The sequence below is a fragment of the Pseudomonas sp. MONT-RG-20F-20-E-7-02 genome (assembly GCF_022662395.1).
GTDB lineage: Bacteria > Pseudomonadota > Gammaproteobacteria > Pseudomonadales > Pseudomonadaceae > Aquipseudomonas.
Map to the genome: position 1 here is coordinate 562,938 of NZ_JAKNQN010000001.1, position 15,982 is coordinate 578,919.

Here is a 15,982-nt window from a genome sequence, read left to right on the forward strand (position 1 = left end):
TCAAACTCAAACAACCCGAGATCCCCCATGAGCACCTCTCTCTCCCTGGCCCCCGCGCGCAAACCCATCGCGCCGCTGCTGGCGTTTATCATCCTGGTGGCGGGCGCCGTGTTCCTGCAAAACAGCGTCGGCTCGCGCCAGGTGCTGTTGCTGGTGGTCGGCGCGGCGCTGGGCTTGACCCTGTATCACGCCGCTTTCGGCTTCACCTCAGCCTGGCGCGTGTTCATCAATGATCGGCGTGGCGCCGGCTTGCGTGCACAGATGGTGATGCTGGCGGTGGCGGTGCTGCTGTTTTTCCCGGCGCTGGGCGCGGGCACATTGTTTGGTCAGCCGGTGGTTGGGCTGGTGGCACCGGCCGGTGTTTCGGTGGTGTTCGGTGCGTTTATTTTTGGCATTGGCATGCAGTTGGGCGGTGGTTGTGCCTCGGGCACGTTGTTCACCGTGGGCGGCGGCAATGCGCGCATGTTGGTGACGCTGTTCTTCTTCATTTGCGGTTCGTTGATCGCCACCCAGCATGTCGACTGGTGGTTTGCGCTGCCGGCGTTCCCGGCGGTGTCCATCGTCAAAAGCTTCGGCGTCGTGCCGGCGTTGCTCTTGAGCCTGGCCGTGTTCGCGATCATTGCAGCGGTCAGCGTGCGATTGGAGAAGGCCCGTCATGGCCAGCTCGAAGCGGGCGTGACCAGCGAACACACCGGTCTGCGCCGTTTTCTGCGCGGGCCATGGCCGTTGGTGTGGGGCGCGATTGGCCTGGCGTTGCTCAACTATGCAACCCTGGCGCTGGCCGGGCGGCCATGGGGCATTACCTCGGCGTTCGCGTTGTGGGGCGCCAAGGTCGCCAGCGGTTTGGGTGTGGATGTGGCCAGCTGGGCGTTCTGGCAAATGCCGGGCAATGCCAAGGCCCTGGCCGCGCCGGTGTGGGAAGACATCACCAGCGTCATGGACATCGGTATCGTCCTCGGCGCGCTGTTGGCGGCAGGTCTGGCCGGGCGTTTTGCGCCCAGCTTGAACATCCCGGCGCGCTCGCTGGTGGCGGCGGTGATCGGTGGCTTGTTGCTGGGTTACGGTTCACGGCTGGCGTACGGCTGCAATATCGGCGCGTACTTCAGCGGTATCGCCTCGGGCAGCCTGCATGGCTGGGTGTGGTTGGTGGCGGCGTTTATCGGTAACAGCGTGGGCGTGCGGTTGCGTCCATGGTTCTTTGCAGGCGAGCGGCCGCAGGTGGCATTGAGCGGTTGCTGAATCAACCCATGAGGTAGGCGGCATGATCAGAGAGTTGAGGACGTTTGTCAGTGCGGCGCGGCGCGGCACCTTTGCCGCCGCCGGCCAGCAGGTGGGGCTGACGCAATCGGCGGTGAGCGCGCAAATCAAGCACCTTGAGGACGCGCTCGGGGTGAAGCTGTTTGACCGTACCGGCCGCTCCGCCACGCTCAACTCGGCGGGGCAGCGCGCGGTGCCGCTGGCGGAGGAAATCCTCGATATCTTCTCGCGCATGGGCACCCCGGACAAGGCCAACAACTTCCACGGCTCCTTGCGCATCGGCGCCATCGGCAGTGTGCAAACCGGCCTTTTGCCCAAGGCGTTGGTGGCGCTTAAACAGCGCGCGCCGTTCATCGAGGTCAACCTGGTGCCGGGAGTCTCGCTGAACCTGCTCAGCCAGGTCGATGCCGGTGAGCTGGACCTGGCGATCATGATCCACCCGCCGTTCAACCTGCCCAAGGACCTGAACATCGAGGTCATCGCCCGCGAACCCTTTGTGCTGATTACCGCCAAGGACGTACCGGGCGACGACCCGTTGCAGATCCTGCGCGAGCAGCCCTTTGTGCGTTACGACCGTGGCTCGTTCGGCGGGCGCCAGGTCACGCAGTTTCTCAAGGAGCAGAAAATCCAGACGCAACAGGCACTGGAACTCGACGAGCTGGACGCCATCGTCAAGATGGTCCGCAGCGGCCTCGGCGTGTCCCTGGTGCCTTTGGCCGGTTTGTGGCTGGAACACGATAGCGACGTGCGGGTTTTGCGATTGGACGCACTCACGTTCTATCGCGAAATTGTCCTGCTGACCAAGTACACCCAGCGCCAACTGCCACTCTTCGAGTTATTCAGGGCGTGCGTCATAGAAGTGCTGGGTGCGCCGAAGTAGGGCGCGAGCATCGAAAAAATTGAGGCTCAGGGCCAAAGATATGCGCTTTATTGCGCGGTCTTTCTGGTGAAGAATCGGGTTTTGAATAACAGAACCCGCAGGTAACCACCGTGAGCCTTTCGCCTTTCCATTTAGCTATTCCCGTCTACGACCTCGCCGCCGCTCGCCACTTCTATGGCGACGTGTTTGGCCTCTCCGAAGGTCGCTCCAGCGCCCAATGGGTCGACTTCGACTTTTACGGCCACCAGTTGGTTATTCACGAACACCCCAAGACTGAATCCCAGGAATCGGTGCACTCCAACCCGGTCGATGGCCACGACGTACCGGTCCCGCATTTCGGCATCATTTTGCAGTGGGAACAGTGGGAAGCCTTGGCCGAGCGCCTGCGCGCGCGTGGAACACAGTTTGTGATCGAACCCTACATTCGCTTCCAGGGCCAGGTCGGCGAGCAAGCCACCATGTTTCTGTTTGACCCGTGCGGCAACGCGCTGGAGTTCAAGGCGTTCAAAGACATGAGCCTGCTGTTCGCCAAGTAAGTGCCCCCGTGCGACCGTCGCCAGCCGTGCGACGGCGTTAACAAGACGTGTAGCTGCATGCCTGCCGCCTGAGAGAAGTGCCGTGATGTCTGACGTTGACTGTGAGTTTCGGCCCGTGCGTGCCGAACAGTGCTGGCAGTTCGAGCCCTGTGGCGACAGCTGCATCGTGGTGGTGTTTGCGACCGTGTTCAGTGCGCACGCCAATCGCCGCGCCGTGGCGTTCAGCGCAACCCTGCATGACCTGTTGGCGCGCGGGCTGCTCAGCGGGGTTACCGATGTGATCCCGGCGATGGTGTCGGTGGGCGTGCATTATTCCCCCGACGTGTTCGCCACGTTGTACCCCGAATTATCGCCTTACGATGCCGTTGCCCACGTGCTGGACCACGCGCTGGCTCAGCAGCAGAACGTGCCGCGTGTCACTCCGAAACGGCTGGAAATCCCCGTGTGCTACGAGGGCGATTACGCCCCCGATCTGCTCGACATCGCCAGTGCCAGCAACATGAGCCCTGGCGAGGTAATCGCCGCGCACAGCGGGCAATGGGTGGATGTGCTGATGGTCGGTTTCGCGCCGGGCCATCCCTATATCGGCATGCACCCGCCCGCGCTGAAGCTGGCGCGCCGGGCGGTGCCGCGCACGCTGGTCAAGCAAGGCAGCGTGGGCTTGGCCAACTGCCAGAGCGTGATTTACCCCGCCGATTTGCCGGGCGGCTGGAACATCATCGGCCGCACGCCGTTGCCGATGTTTACCCCGGCCAACCAGCCGCCGTGCCTGTTGAGCGGCGGCGATCAAGTACGCTTTGTGCCGATCACGGCGCGTGAATTTGAGCAACTGGCCGGAGCACTGCGATGAGCATCCATGTGATCCGGCCCGGGTTGTTTTCCTCGTTTCAGGACAGCGGGCGCGTGGGTTTCCAGCATTGGGGCGTGCCGGTCAACGGCGCGATGGACCAGGACGCGCATGCGCTGGCCAACCTGTTGGTGGGCAACCCGACGAGCGCCGCGACCCTGGAAATGACCGTTCAAGGCCCGGTGCTGTGTTTTCAGGCGCAGGCGCTGATCGCCGTGGCCGGCGCCGACTTGGGCGCCAGCCTGGACGGTGCTGCGCTGAAACCGGGGCAAGCCGTGCGGGTAAAACCGGGCGCGGTGCTGCGCTTCGAAAAGCGTGAATACGGCGCGCGGGCTTATCTCGCCGTGAGTGGCGGCTACCTGCTGCAACCGGTGATGAACAGCCACAGCACTTACAGCCGGGGAGGCTTTGGCGGGATGTGCGGGCGCGCGCTGCAGGCCGGTGATGTGCTGCCCATTTGCTCATCCTTTGCCAACCCGCCGCGCTTGAATATTCCCTCGGGTTTGCTGGTCGGCAAGCAGACCAGCCCCGTCTCTATCCGCGTATTGCATGGCCGTGAGTGGGCGCAGTTTTCGGAGTCGGCGCGGCATGCGTTTCTCTGCGAACCCTATTTGATGACCGCCGCGTCGGACCGAATGGGCTACCGGCTGGAAGGCCCCGGCCTGGACCTGACCCAGCCCAGGCAATTGCTGTCGCAAAGCGTGGCCTTCGGCACCGTGCAAGTTCCCGCAGGCGGCCAGCCGATCGTGCTGATGGCCGACCGCCAAACCACCGGTGGCTACCCGCGCATTGCGCAGGTCGCGAGTGTGGATTTGCCCAAGCTGGCGCAACTGATGCCAGGCGATGCAGTGCGCTTTGCCCTGATTGATTTGCCCACCGCGCAGCAACTGCTCGTGACGCGTGCGCGCACGCTGAAACGATTGGAGGCCGCCCACTAACCCCACCCGTCGCTACCGAATAATAAAAACAGGAGCGCTGCATGATGAGTCCCACTTTCAAGATTCCTACTGTCGAGCATTGAAACCCCTCGGTTTGCGACGGGTTTACTTCTGGGTGGAGCAATCCACCTCAATAACTCAAATGACCTGTGGTCAGAGTGGAAGGTGTTTATGTCTCGAATGATCGCTACTACAGTCCGAACAACGTCTCCAACAACAGCCCCAACGACAGCCCCCACGAGCGCTTTTGGTGAGCGCAATCAAACCGCGCAAAGCAATGCCACCAGGATCGCCAAGCGTGCCGCCATCGCCGCCGCTACCGGCACGGCGGTGGAGTATTACGAGTTCGGCGTGTACGGTTTTATGGCGACGATTATCGCGCCGTTATTCTTCCCCAGTGATAACGCCGCTGCCGCACTGCTGGCCACGCTGGCGGTGTTTGGCAGTGCGTTTTTGATTCGGCCCTTGGGCGGTATTCTGCTGGGGCGGCTGGCCGACCGTATCGGGCGGCGCAAGGTGCTGCTGAGCACGGTGATCGGCATGGGCAGCGCGACGGCGATGATCGGCCTGCTACCCACGTCGGCCCAGGTGGGGATTGTCGCGCCGATTCTGCTGGTGCTGATTCGACTGGCCCAAGGCTTTTTCGCCGGCGGTGAGGTGATCGGCGCGGCCGCCTTCCTGGCCGAGTCTTCGCCCAAAGGCCGGCGCGGGTTCTACGGTGCTTTCACCCCGGTCGGCGTGGCGATTGGCGGGTCAATGGCGGCGATTATCTGCGGCATTACCACCGGGCTGGTCGACGCGCAGCAACTGCAAGCCTGGGCATGGCGTATACCGTTTTTCCTCGCCATTCCGCTGGTGATCTTCTCGTGCATCATGCGCCACAACGTCGAGGAAACGCCTGAGTTCAAAGCCTTTCTCGCGGTGGAAAAACCGCCCACCGCACCGGTCAAAGAGGTGCTCACGCAAAATCTGCCGGCGGTGCTGCGGGTAGTGGTGTTCGCCTTTGCGCAGAATGCCGGGTACTACATCGGCCTGGTGTTCATGAACATCTACCTGACCACCTACCTGCATTTCGAAAAATCCAGGATCTACTGGGTGATCGCCGGCGTCAGCCTGTGCATGGCCGCGCTCATGCCATTCTGGGGTGGGCTGTCTGACCGCATCGGGCGCAAGAAAGCCCTGGCCATCGGCTTTGTCGGGTATGCGGTGCTGGTGATCCCGATGATGGTGTTGATGAACAACAGCAGCCTGTTCATCGCGGTCATCGCATTTTTTGTCGCGACGCTGCCCATGCCGGTGATCCAGTCGGTCGGCTACCCGACGTATGCGGAACAGTTTCCCACTCGGGTTCGCTACACCGGCATGGCGATCAGCATCAACCTGGGCGCCATCCTGGGCGGCGGGATCACGCCGTACATCGTCACCTCGCTGATCGGCTCGACCGGCAACCTGCTGGTTCCAGGCTTTTTCATGGCTGGCGCGGCGGTGTGTGCGTTGATTGCGTTGACCACCTTGCGCGAAACCTCCCAGGGCGAGCTGCGCCGTTAAGCCTGTCCGAATCCGTCCTGAAGTGGTCCGGCACGCGCCTGTTGCTCGCTCGCGGGCGTGCCTACCATGGCTTGCATCAATCGCCAGCCCTGAGGACCTATCATGAGTCGCAAAGCCCTGATCGTTATCGACGCCCAGCATTCATTTCGCCATTCAACCTATTGGTCCGAAACTGACCTGCCGGCTTACCTGGAAAAACAGCAAGCGCTCATCGATGGCTGTGTTCAACACGGCATCCCGGTGATACAAGTCTTCCATGTGGAAGACCAGGGGCATTTTTCCCTGGCCTCGGGCAATGTCAGGGCGTTGAGCGAATTGTCGATCAACCCCGACCTGGTCATTCATAAGCGCTTCCACAGCGCTTTCGCCGGCACGCCCCTGGCAGCGCGGCTTACGGAGATGGGCGTGACCCAGGTGATCATCAGCGGTATTCGCACCGAGCAGTGCTGTGAAACCACCACGCGGCAGGCGTCGGACAGCGGCCTGCGCGTGGATTTCGTCAGCGAGGCGACGTTGACCTTCGCCATGACCCACGCGCGCAGTGGGCGGGTCTATACCGCCGCCGAGATTCGCGAGCGTACCGAATTGGTGCTGGAAGAACGATTTGCGCGCATCGTCACGGTCGCCCAGGCATTGGAGGATTGAATTTGTGAGTGTACCGGTGCTGTTCGTGCTGCTGCCCAACGTGTTGATGCTCGACCTGGCAGGCCCGGCCGAAGTGCTGCGCCTCGCCGCCCAGGTTGATGACTCGATGGCCATCGACTTCGATTTGCAGTACGTCAGCCCGGTAGCGTCCCTGCAAACGTCCATCGGCTTGCCCCTGGCGGGGTTGGCGCCGCTGCCGCAAGCGTTGGCCCCTGGCACGCTGGTGGTGGTGGTCGGCTCCACGTCGAAGGTCACCAAGGCTGATCGCCAGGCATTTGAGTCAGCCAGCAACACGCTGACCCAATGGCTGCAAACCGTGTTCGCACCTTCGGGTGAGCGTTTGGTGTGTGTATGCGCCGGTGCGCTGAGTGCCGCCCGCGCCGGGCTGCTCGATGGGCGCCAATGCACCACGCATCACGCGCTGTGCGCCACATTACAGGCCATGGCGCCCAAGGCCCGCGTGCTCGAAAACCGGCTCTACGTCACCGACGGCCCAGTCAGTTGCAGCGCCGGTGTGACCGCAGGCATCGACCTGATGCTGCACCTGGTCGCCGAGCTGGGCGGGCCACGACTGGCCTGCGCCGTCGCGCGCGACATGGTGGTGTACCTGCGTCGCAGCGGCGCTGATCCGCAGCTTTCGCCGTGGCTGGCCGGGCGCAACCACGTGCATCCGGCCGTGCACCGGGTGCAGGACGCCCTGACTGCTGCGCCGTGCGAGGCATGGACCGTCACGCGCATGGCCGGCCTGGCTTACACCAGCAGCCGCCACCTGGCGCGACTGTTTCACGAACACGTCGGCATCAGCCCGCTGGATTATCTGCACACCCTGCGTTTAACCGTGGCGCGTGAATTACTGGTGGAGTCGAGCCTGGACATTGAAACCGTCGCCGAGCGCGCCGGCTTTGGTTCGGCGCGGCACCTGCGGCGTATCTGGGGCAAATATGAAGCGGGGACGCCTTCAGCTGGGCGTGTCGGTGGCGGTGGTTGACGCTTGTTCAGCCTCGGCGTCGAGTTTGGCGCGGTCGGCTTTGCTGATGTATTTGTCTTTGCTTTTGGGTGCCAATTTGGCGCTGGCCTTTTTCGCTTTGGCCTTAAAGAGCTGCTGCAGTTTTTTCTGGCGATTCATGGTGTGCTACTCAGCGGGTAAGTGCGTGCATGATATCAGCTGAGTGATGGCGTCTGGTCCCGGGTTTATGGAGTCGATACAGGTTCAGGTCCATCGTCGCCACCTCTGAACGCATTTGCCTCTGGGTCGCTTTTTAGCGCCAATCTGTGCATTGAATCGCCGGGCATTCTGCCAATAATCGGGTCGGGTATTCAGCGCAAACGGAAAGCACTCGATGAGCATCCACACCCGCACCAAACGCACCACCGTCCCGCAACTGGTCGCGATGAAGGGCCAGCAGAAAATCGTCTCCCTGACCGCGTATTCCAGCGCCATCGCCAAGCTGATCGACCCGCTGGTCGACTTCATTCTGATCGGCGACTCCACGGCCATGGTCGGTTATGGCCGCCCCTCGACCTTGAGCATGCAGCTCGAAGAAATCATCGGCCATACCCGGGCGGTGGTCGACAGCACGCGCCTGGCCTGTGTGATTGCCGACATGCCGTTCGGCAGTTATCAGGAATCCAACGAGCAAGCCTTTCGCAACTGCGCCCAAGTGTTGGCGCGCACCGGTTGCGATGCCGTCAAGCTGGAAGCCAATCAGGCGTTGGCGGGCACGGTTGAGTTCCTGGTGGCGCGCGGTATTCCGGTGATGGCCCATGTGGGCTTGATGCCGCAATTCGTCAATGTGATGGGCGGGTTCAAGGCCCAGGGGCTTACGGCCGAAACCGGCGCAGTGATCGCCGCCGATGCTCGCGCCAATCTGCAGGCGGGCGCGTTCAGCCTGTTGCTGGAAGGCGTGGCCGAGGGCGTGGCCCGGCAGATCACCCTGGACTCGAACATGCCCACCATCGGCATCGGCGCATCGCCGGCCTGCGATGGCCAGGTGTTGGTCACCGAAGATGTGCTGGGGCTGGGCGGTGAGCACCTGCCGCGCTTCGTCAAACAGTACGCCGATGTCGGCGCGGTGATTCGTGAGGCCTGCGAGCGGTTTGCCGAGGATGTGCGCCACGGGCGTTTCCCCGAAGCGCGGCATTGCTACGGGCTTTGACGCATCGCCTGGGCCAGCAGGTTGACGGCCTGGGCGATATCCTTGCCCCAGTCGAGGGTGAAGCTCAGGCGCAGGTGATGCCGCCACGCGCCTTGCTGGCTGAACAGTTCGCCGGGCGCGATAACGATACGCTCGGCCAGCAAGCGCTCGAAGACCTTGCGCAGGTCGACGGTGGGCGAAGCCTCAAGCCAGAAGCTGGCGCCGCCGTGGGGGACACGGACGTGCCACTGATCGTGTTCGTCCAGCAGCGTTTTGAGCTGGGTCATGCGCTCCAGCAGCAGCGCCCGCAACGCTTTCAAATGGGCATCGATGCGCTTGGAGGTGAACAGTTTGGCGATCGCCTTCTGACGAATCGGCGACAGGCGAAACCCGCGCTCGAGAAACGCTTGCTGCAACTGTGAACCCTGCCCGCGACACAGCACGTAGCCATAAGGCGCTTCCGAGCCGATGATTTTGTCGAAGGTCGAAAACACCACCAGCTTCTGCGGGTCGGCAAAGTCGCGATAGCGCGCGGGCTGCGCACCGAAATACACCTCGCCGTAGGTGTCGTTTTCGAACAGCCAGATAGCCTGCTCCGCCAGCCAGCGGCAAACCTGCTGTTTATCCTGCGCGGGCATCACGCCGCCCTGGGGAATATTCACCGTCGACGACAGCACCGCCAAACGAATCGGCACCTGCCCCAGCAACGCTTGCAGCGCGGCCAGGTCGAAACGCCCGTGGGCGTCGAGGGGCAATTCGATCACTTGGATCTTTGCTGCCTGCAACTGACGCAGAATCGCCCACGAGCAGGGTGACTCCACCAACGCCACCGTGCCGGCCAGGTCCAGGGCGTGGAGCGCAGCGTCCAGCACGCTGTGCAAGTCCGCGCCGATAAACACATGGTCGGCCTGCCAGTAACGCTCGGCGGATTGGGTGTAGCGCTCGGCCAAGGCGGCCCGCAACTCGGGCTCGCCAAATGGCAGGTAAAGCGGTGCAAGGGCGCGCGGGTGTTGGCGGGTCAGTTCGCGTTCGAGCATCAGCAGCGGGTTTTCCAGCGACAACAGCATCGCCGGTGCATCGCTGCTCAGCGCCAGCATGCCCGGCTGGCGGGCGTTGGCGAATACCTGGTCGAGCAGGCTGGTTGAGCCTTCAGTCAACAACGGCGCGGGCGGCAAACAAGTGAAGTAGCCGAACTTGGCTTTGGCGTAGACCCGTCCTTCGTCTTCGAGTAGCGCGTAGGCGTACTTGGTGGTCGATACCGACACACCCAGGCGCTCGGCCAATTGCCGCAGCGACGGCAATTTGCGCTGGCTGTCTGCAGGGCCGGCGTCGATCAACTCGACCAGGTATCGGTATACCGCCTGATAAGCGAACGCGCTGTGTTTAGTTCTGTCCATGACCACTCGCGCCGCTCGACCAAGTTACAGGGGGAATACATCAGGGTGAGGCCGGGCCAGTATTACTCAACTTACAGCCGCGGGCACCTCGTCCAGCCCATGAAACACCGCCAGCCCTTGCTGCTGAGCCAACTCCACCATCAAGTCCGCACCCTCGGAAGGGCCGCCGATGCGCAGTACGCCGTCGCACCGCTTGAGCAGGGTTTTGGCGTACTCATGAAAATGCGCCTGGTACACCTCGTCGCCAATCCCGCGTGAGCCGGCCAGTTGCAGCAGCGGTAACGCCACCCATTCGGCCACCAGTGGAAAGTGCCCGGCGTGCAGCAAGGCGGCGGCACTTGCTTGCATGGCCTGCACGTTCGCGGCCAGGGCGGCGGGGTCATCACCGGTGCCGGAGCGGTAGGGGCCGGCCACCAGAATCATCATGGCGGGCGAGGGCGGCAGCAGGTTCTTGAGGTATTGCAGCAGGATGATGGTCTTGCCGTCCATGATGCGACCGTCGTCGATCATTGCCAGGGCCTGCTCAAAGGGCATCTCCAGCACTTCGATGTCTTCGCCTTCGTGGGCCAGGCCGCCGCCGTCGCTGATGCGGTCCTGCGGGTGGTATTCACCGACAAAAAAATGCAGGCGCTCAGTCACCGAGCCGGGGCTCATGAACGCTTCGTACACCTTGCGCACCGATTGGACCCGGTAACCGGTTTCCTCTTCGGCCTCCAGGCGAATCCGCTCCTCGGCCCCGGCGTTGTCCAGCAGCCCGGCCGCCGTTTCAATCAAGTAACCATCGTGCCCGTTGACGTAGGCCGGGATGCGAAATTGCCGGGTCAGGATGACCGTGCGTTTCGCCCGGTTGTAGAGCCCGATCGTGGCACCATCGCCTCGGTCATAGACCTCACGCGTTTGCGGCTGCCAGCTGCCGTCCCGGCGTTGCAGCTCGAAGTCGACCTTTTTCAGCAGATACCAGTTATCCGACAGGGTCTGTTGTTTGACGATTCGAACGGTGCGGTTGTGCATGGGCCACTGTCCTTGATAGTTATGTGTTAAATATCGTGCATAATCGTGCAGGTTCATGCAGAGGATCGATGATGTTAACCCAGCAGCGCAAGCAGTTTTTAACCGAGCGTCTTCGTCGCGACGGTCAGCTCCTGGCCAAGCCCATCAGCCAGGAACTCGGCGTGTCCGAGGACACCATCCGGCGTGATTTGCGTGAGATGGCCAAGGCCGGCCTGCTGATGCGAGTTCACGGCGGCGCCTTGCCGGCGTCCCCGGCGATGGGCGACATGGGCGTGCGGCAGGCGATCCTGCCCACGCAAAAAGCCGCCATCGGCAGAGCCGCCGCGCAGTTGGTGCAGCCTGGGCACGTGGTCATACTCGACGGCGGCACCACCTCGATGCAGGTCGCGCGGCACTTGCCGCTGACACTCCAGGCCACCGTGATTACTCACAGCCCGTCAATCGCGGTGGGGCTCAGTGAGCACCTGAACATTGATGTGATCATGCTCGGCGGTCGGCTCTTCCGGCACTCGATGGTCGGCACCGGCGCAGCCACGCTGGAGGCTATCGGGCGCATTCGTGCCGACCTGTACTTCATGGGCGTTTGCAGTGTGCACCCCACGGCCGGGCTGTCGACCGGGGATTACGAAGAGGCGGTGATCAAGCGCGCGTTGTGCCAGGTGTCTGCGGAAACGCTGGTGCTGGCGTCCTCGGAGAAACTCGCGACGGCATCGCCCTACATCGTCGTGCCGCTGTCCGAGATTGCGGGGTTGGTGGTGCCGGGGGATGTGCCCGAAGCATTGCTGGCGCCTTATCGCGCGATGAATCTTCAGGTTCATCGGGCAGAGTAGGGCACATGCGCAGCTTTTTTAAATGGACTTATAGAATGCGATCAACAGACACAAGCGTACCGCGACCCTCTTACCGCTGGCTTGCAACCCTGGGTGTCGGGCTGGGCCTGGCAGTTGCTGTGTGGATTACCGGAAAAGGTGAGTTCTTTTGGGAGAATTTCGCGGCTTACTGGCTGCCTCAAGCGGCGGTGCTGGCGGTGGCGCTGCTGCTCAAGGCATCCCGTGAAACGCTGGGTGGCATGGCAATCGCCATGGCGCTGTACTTGTATCTTTTCCACCTCTGGGCGTCCGAAGCCATGGCGTGGCTTTGGTATCTCTTCAGCTTCCCTGGCGCGCTCATCGGCGCGTTGCTCGCCGTCTTTATTTCATCGCGAACGTCATTCGCCGTGTTGGTGGGGTTTGGTTCGGTCACGTTGGGTATTGTGCTAAATCTCGTCTTTCTTTTTTTCGTCATCGCGTGAGGCGTCAAGACACGGTTAACCCGCGTTGCCCGTCGCGCCATCAGCCGCCGGCGGCCATCAGCGCCGCCATGTAAATTGTTTGGGCCGCTGGCAAGTAGCCTTGGACTAGCGTGACGGAGCCTTATCGGTAGCAACGCTGCTTTGGTATTGCCCCACATGGTGTTTCCACGGCAGGTAATCGACAAAAGTCGCGCGCTTGGCCAAGCCGTCTTCGCCTACGCGAAAGCCAGGCATTTGTCGCAGATCGAGTTGTGCGCACTGGGTGGCGAGCGCCTTTTGTAACTCAGGGTCCGGGTGAAAATACTCAGGACGAAAAGCGTTTCTCTCCAGCGTCACATCGCAGCGTAAAACCTTGCCCTGTGCGTCGGCGGCAACGTCGAAGCGCGCTGTGCCGAACGCATTTGGCGCGTGTTTGGCGACCACGTTGTCCCAGAAGAATCGACTTGCCGACGCAGACCGTTGAAGCCTCTGGTGGTACTCCGGCGTTAACGGCGCGGCGCCCACAGTGGTTAACGGTGCGACAATCTCGAGGCTGCCATCAGCCGGTTTTTGCAGACCTTCCGGTATCACATCCCAGACACCGCTCCAGCACATGTCCGATACGATCCTGGCGAAGTCCGTGTGAGTATCGCCGTCAGTCGGTAGCACCTCGCAGAGCAATACGTCGCCTTGGCGATTGAGCTTCATGCGCAACTTCACGCTACCTTGGGTGCCTTCGCCATTCGCCCGAAAGGTTCTATCAGCCAACGTAGTACGCAACGTGCTGATGTAGCGCCTGGCCTCCAGCTGCTTGATTTCTTCTGCACTGAGGAACGTTGGAGACGACTTGCCGCCGCTGTCGATCCAGGCATCCACGCGCTGCTCCGGGGTCAATGCGTGGCAGCCGCAGAGCAGCGCCAAACCGGTGAATAAAAACAGCGTGGGGGTTAGACGACGATTGGCGCGTGACTTCAATGTGAGTGTGGGCACTCATGCGTTCCTTGCAACGATAAAAGCCCTATTTTGCCTGTAAGGCCAGACCATCGGCTACTTCCTTGGCCAGTGCCAAAAACGCCCGCGCCGCCGCAGACTGATAAGCCCCTTTGCGCTGCATCAACACCGCCGTGCGCTGCAACTGCTGCGGCCCCAACTCAATTGCCACCAATTGCGGATGCGCCCGCGCAATCGCGGCGGGCAGCAGCGTCGACAGCGTGGTGCGGCGCACCACCTCAAGCAGCGCGCCAATCACATTGGCCTCCATCGCTACGCGTGGGCGGATGCCGTGTTTGTTGCAATAGCGGTCGATCTGTTCGCGGGTGGCGAATTCTTTACTGAGCAGAATCAGCGATTCTGCATTCAGCGCCTCCAACCCAATCGCCTGCTCTCCCGCCAGCGGGTGCTGTTGGCCGACCACCAGCGCGAGGGTTTCCACCAGCAGGGGCGAGGCGTCGATGTCTTGCGTGTGCACCTCATCGAACGCGATCCCCACATCCAACTCGTCCGCCAGCAGTTGGTTTTCCATGTGTTCCTGGGCGACCTCCCGCACGTTCAGCGTGATGTTCGGATAGCGGCCATAAAAGGCTTCCACCAGCGGCCCCACCAGGTAGGTGGTGAAGGTCGGTGTGACGGCAATCCGCAGCGTGCCCCGGCTGAGGTCGCCCACATCATGAATTGCACGCTTGCCTTCCTGCAGCTCCTGCGCCGCCCGCAGCGCGTAGCGCAGGTACACCTCACCGGCATCGGTCAGGCGCGTCTGGCGCCCGGATCGATCAAACAACTGTGCACCGAGGCTCTCTTCCAGCTGCCGCACTTGCTGCGACAGCGCCGGCTGCGAGACATGCAGGGCTGCCGCCGCTTTGGTAAAGCCTTGGTGTTCTGCAACGGCCAGGAAGTATTGGATATGTCGTGCCAGCATGTTTGTACCCATAAGATAATCTAATGTGCTGGATCATATATGAGACTTTTACCTTATTGCACGGGCTCCGTAACCTTTGCTCCATCGCATCGCGATTCAAAGGAGTTACCCATGCAAGACATCATCGACGGTTTTCTGAAGTTTCAGCGCAACGCCTTCCCGGAGCGCGCCGGCCTGTTCAAAGACCTGGCCAACCAGCAGAGCCCAAGGGCGCTTTTCATCTCCTGCTCCGACAGCCGGCTGGTGCCGGAGCTGGTCACGCAGCGTGAGCCGGGCGACCTGTTCGTCATCCGCAATGCCGGCAATATCGTGCCGTCCTACGGCCCTGAGCCGGGCGGGGTGTCGGCCTCGGTGGAATATGCCGTAGCAGCCTTGAAGGTCAGCGACATCGTGATCTGCGGGCATTCCGATTGCGGCGCCATGACCGCCATCGCCACCTGCAAATGCCTGGACCACATGCCCGCCGTGGCCAGCTGGTTGCGCTACGCCGACTCCGGCCGGGTGGTCAACGAGGCTCGCCAGCATGTCGACCAGCAGGCCAAAGTCGCCTCCATGGTTCGCGAAAACGTGATCGCACAATTGGCCAATCTGCAGACGCACCCGTCGGTACGCCTGGCCCTCGAAGAGAAGCGCGTGACCCTGCATGGCTGGGTCTATGACATCGAAAGTGGCTGCATCCAGGCCTTCGATAGCCGCACCGGTCAATTCGTGCCGCTGGCCGACTACCCTGTGCAAGCCAGTTCCCACAGTTAATCGTTGGCGCTTTTACCTACTGTTTTTACCCACGGAGATAACCCCATGATTCAGTCACAAATCAGCCAGAACACTCGCCTTGCCCTGACCGACGTCATCCTGCTGGCCAAGGCCCGCAAAGACCTGTCGTTCGCCCAGATTGCCGAAGGCACCGGCCTGCACGAAGCCTTCGTCACCGCCGCCTTGCTCGGCCAACACCCACTGCCGGCCGACGCCGCCCAAACCGTTGCCGACACCCTGGGCCTCGACGAGGACGCCGTGCTCCTGCTGCAAACCATCCCGGTGCGCGGCAGCATCGGCAACGGCATCCCGACCGACCCGACCATCTACCGCTTCTACGAAATGATCCAGGTCTACGGCACCACGCTCAAGGCGCTGGTTCACGAGAAGTTCGGCGACGGCATCATCAGCGCGATCAACTTCAAACTGGACGTCAAGAAGGTTGAGGACCCGGACGGCGGCTCCCGCGCGGTGATTACCCTGGATGGTAAGTACTTGCCGACCAAACCGTTCTGATCACGCGACCCATGGGCCCGGCGCTGCACAGCTGCCGGGTTCCACTTTCCTCGCATTTTGAAAGAGGTCATCTGATCATGAGAGCGTTACTTGTACTGATATTCGGCGCTTTTTGCGCGGTGGCGATGGCCGACGAGCCACTGCCAGTCGAGCACTACAGCTATGCCCAGCACCTTGACATCGCCCACGTCATTTCCACCAGCGAAGTCGCGGACGTCTGCGCCGTGGTGCCTGTGCGAATGACCTACGAAGATTCCAAGGGCCAGCGACACATTCTTGAATACCACGTGATGGGTAACGGCTGCTCCAACGGTTGAGGCACCCATTGTCTGTT

The 15,982-nt window shown here is 62.0% G+C and carries 19 protein-coding genes; 14 read left to right on the plus strand and 5 right to left on the minus strand.

The genetic code is table 11. The annotated features are described in order from the left end of the window. Nucleotides 1-27 precede the first annotated feature (27 nt). From L8I05_RS02545 to L8I05_RS02580, 8 genes are all read left to right on the plus strand, one after another. The gene (locus tag L8I05_RS02545; protein WP_242167083.1) at nucleotides 28-1,239 is read left to right on the plus strand and encodes a YeeE/YedE family protein; all 1,212 of its coding nucleotides are present in this window, start codon (nucleotides 28-30) and stop codon (nucleotides 1,237-1,239) included. Between the two features lie 22 nt (nucleotides 1,240-1,261). Then, nucleotides 1,262-2,137, plus strand: coding sequence for a LysR family transcriptional regulator (locus L8I05_RS02550; protein WP_197627344.1), 876 nt, complete (start codon nucleotides 1,262-1,264; stop codon nucleotides 2,135-2,137). A gap of 110 nt (nucleotides 2,138-2,247) precedes the next feature. Continuing rightward, a complete protein-coding gene (locus L8I05_RS02555) occupies nucleotides 2,248-2,673 on the plus strand; it encodes a VOC family protein (protein WP_177019074.1) in 426 nt (141 codons plus the stop codon). Nucleotides 2,674-2,758: 85 nt separating this feature from the next. Continuing rightward, complete coding sequence (gene pxpB / locus L8I05_RS02560) at nucleotides 2,759-3,523, plus strand: 5-oxoprolinase subunit PxpB (RefSeq protein ID WP_242167084.1); 765 nt, start codon at nucleotides 2,759-2,761, stop codon at nucleotides 3,521-3,523. Next, on the plus strand, nucleotides 3,520-4,458 hold the full coding sequence (locus L8I05_RS02565; RefSeq protein ID WP_242167085.1) for a biotin-dependent carboxyltransferase family protein: 939 nt from the start codon (nucleotides 3,520-3,522) through the stop codon (nucleotides 4,456-4,458). The genes pxpB and L8I05_RS02565 overlap by 4 nt, the downstream gene beginning before the upstream one ends. Nucleotides 4,459-4,638: 180 nt before the next feature. Then, nucleotides 4,639-6,006 (plus strand): MFS transporter, encoded by a 1,368-nt coding sequence (locus tag L8I05_RS02570; RefSeq protein WP_242167086.1) that lies wholly within the window; start codon nucleotides 4,639-4,641, stop codon nucleotides 6,004-6,006. Between the two features lie 102 nt (nucleotides 6,007-6,108). After that, nucleotides 6,109-6,651 (plus strand): isochorismatase family protein, encoded by a 543-nt coding sequence (locus L8I05_RS02575; RefSeq protein ID WP_242167087.1) that lies wholly within the window; start codon nucleotides 6,109-6,111, stop codon nucleotides 6,649-6,651. 4 nt (nucleotides 6,652-6,655) lie between these two features. Next, complete coding sequence (locus tag L8I05_RS02580) at nucleotides 6,656-7,639, plus strand: helix-turn-helix domain-containing protein (RefSeq protein ID WP_242167088.1); 984 nt, start codon at nucleotides 6,656-6,658, stop codon at nucleotides 7,637-7,639. Here the strand turns inward: L8I05_RS02580 and L8I05_RS02585 are convergent. Further along, nucleotides 7,610-7,777, minus strand: coding sequence for a DUF2986 domain-containing protein (locus L8I05_RS02585; protein WP_242167089.1), 168 nt, complete (start codon nucleotides 7,775-7,777; stop codon nucleotides 7,610-7,612). The two genes, L8I05_RS02580 and L8I05_RS02585, sit on opposite strands and share 30 nt — an antisense overlap. Nucleotides 7,778-7,991: 214 nt before the next feature. Here L8I05_RS02585 and panB point away from each other — a divergent pair, with 214 nt between their 5' ends. Beyond that, the gene (gene panB, locus L8I05_RS02590; protein WP_242167090.1) at nucleotides 7,992-8,807 is read left to right on the plus strand and encodes a 3-methyl-2-oxobutanoate hydroxymethyltransferase; all 816 of its coding nucleotides are present in this window, start codon (nucleotides 7,992-7,994) and stop codon (nucleotides 8,805-8,807) included. On the opposite strand, the gene L8I05_RS02595 is transcribed toward panB, so the two are convergent. After that, nucleotides 8,795-10,183: a PLP-dependent aminotransferase family protein gene (locus tag L8I05_RS02595; protein WP_242167091.1), complete on the minus strand. Its 1,389-nt coding sequence runs from the start codon at nucleotides 10,181-10,183 to the stop codon at nucleotides 8,795-8,797. The genes panB and L8I05_RS02595 overlap by 13 nt on opposite strands. Before the next feature lie 66 nt (nucleotides 10,184-10,249). Then, nucleotides 10,250-11,194: an ADP-ribose pyrophosphatase gene (locus L8I05_RS02600; protein ID WP_242167092.1), complete on the minus strand. Its 945-nt coding sequence runs from the start codon at nucleotides 11,192-11,194 to the stop codon at nucleotides 10,250-10,252. Between the two features lie 71 nt (nucleotides 11,195-11,265). Here L8I05_RS02600 and L8I05_RS02605 point away from each other — a divergent pair, with 71 nt between their 5' ends. Together L8I05_RS02605 and L8I05_RS02610 are read left to right on the plus strand one after the other, a co-directional pair. Further along, on the plus strand, nucleotides 11,266-12,024 hold the full coding sequence (locus L8I05_RS02605; protein WP_242167093.1) for a DeoR/GlpR family DNA-binding transcription regulator: 759 nt from the start codon (nucleotides 11,266-11,268) through the stop codon (nucleotides 12,022-12,024). Between the two features lie 5 nt (nucleotides 12,025-12,029). Beyond that, entirely contained in the window at nucleotides 12,030-12,485 is a 456-nt protein-coding gene (locus L8I05_RS02610; protein WP_242167094.1) for a hypothetical protein, read from the plus strand. A 105-nt stretch (nucleotides 12,486-12,590) separates the two neighbouring features. Here L8I05_RS02610 and L8I05_RS02615 read toward each other — a convergent pair whose 3' ends face one another. Together L8I05_RS02615 and cynR are read right to left on the minus strand one after the other, a co-directional pair. After that, nucleotides 12,591-13,340 carry a hypothetical protein gene (locus L8I05_RS02615; RefSeq protein WP_242167095.1) on the minus strand — a complete coding sequence of 250 codons (750 nt, stop codon included), beginning with the start codon at nucleotides 13,338-13,340 and terminating at the stop codon, nucleotides 12,591-12,593. Nucleotides 13,341-13,482: 142 nt separating this feature from the next. Continuing rightward, entirely contained in the window at nucleotides 13,483-14,379 is an 897-nt protein-coding gene (gene cynR / locus L8I05_RS02620) for a transcriptional regulator CynR (protein WP_242167096.1), read from the minus strand. Between the two features lie 111 nt (nucleotides 14,380-14,490). Between cynR and L8I05_RS02625 the strand changes: the two genes are divergently transcribed. The 3 genes from L8I05_RS02625 (at nucleotide 14,491) to L8I05_RS02635 (ending at nucleotide 15,965) form a co-directional block, all read left to right on the plus strand. Then, nucleotides 14,491-15,132 carry a carbonic anhydrase gene (locus L8I05_RS02625; protein ID WP_242167097.1) on the plus strand — a complete coding sequence of 214 codons (642 nt, stop codon included), beginning with the start codon at nucleotides 14,491-14,493 and terminating at the stop codon, nucleotides 15,130-15,132. Between the two features lie 45 nt (nucleotides 15,133-15,177). Further along, nucleotides 15,178-15,648, plus strand: coding sequence for a cyanase (cynS, locus tag L8I05_RS02630; protein WP_242167098.1), 471 nt, complete (start codon nucleotides 15,178-15,180; stop codon nucleotides 15,646-15,648). A gap of 77 nt (nucleotides 15,649-15,725) precedes the next feature. Next, complete coding sequence (locus L8I05_RS02635) at nucleotides 15,726-15,965, plus strand: DUF2790 domain-containing protein (RefSeq protein WP_159958371.1); 240 nt, start codon at nucleotides 15,726-15,728, stop codon at nucleotides 15,963-15,965. Nucleotides 15,966-15,982 lie beyond the last annotated feature (17 nt).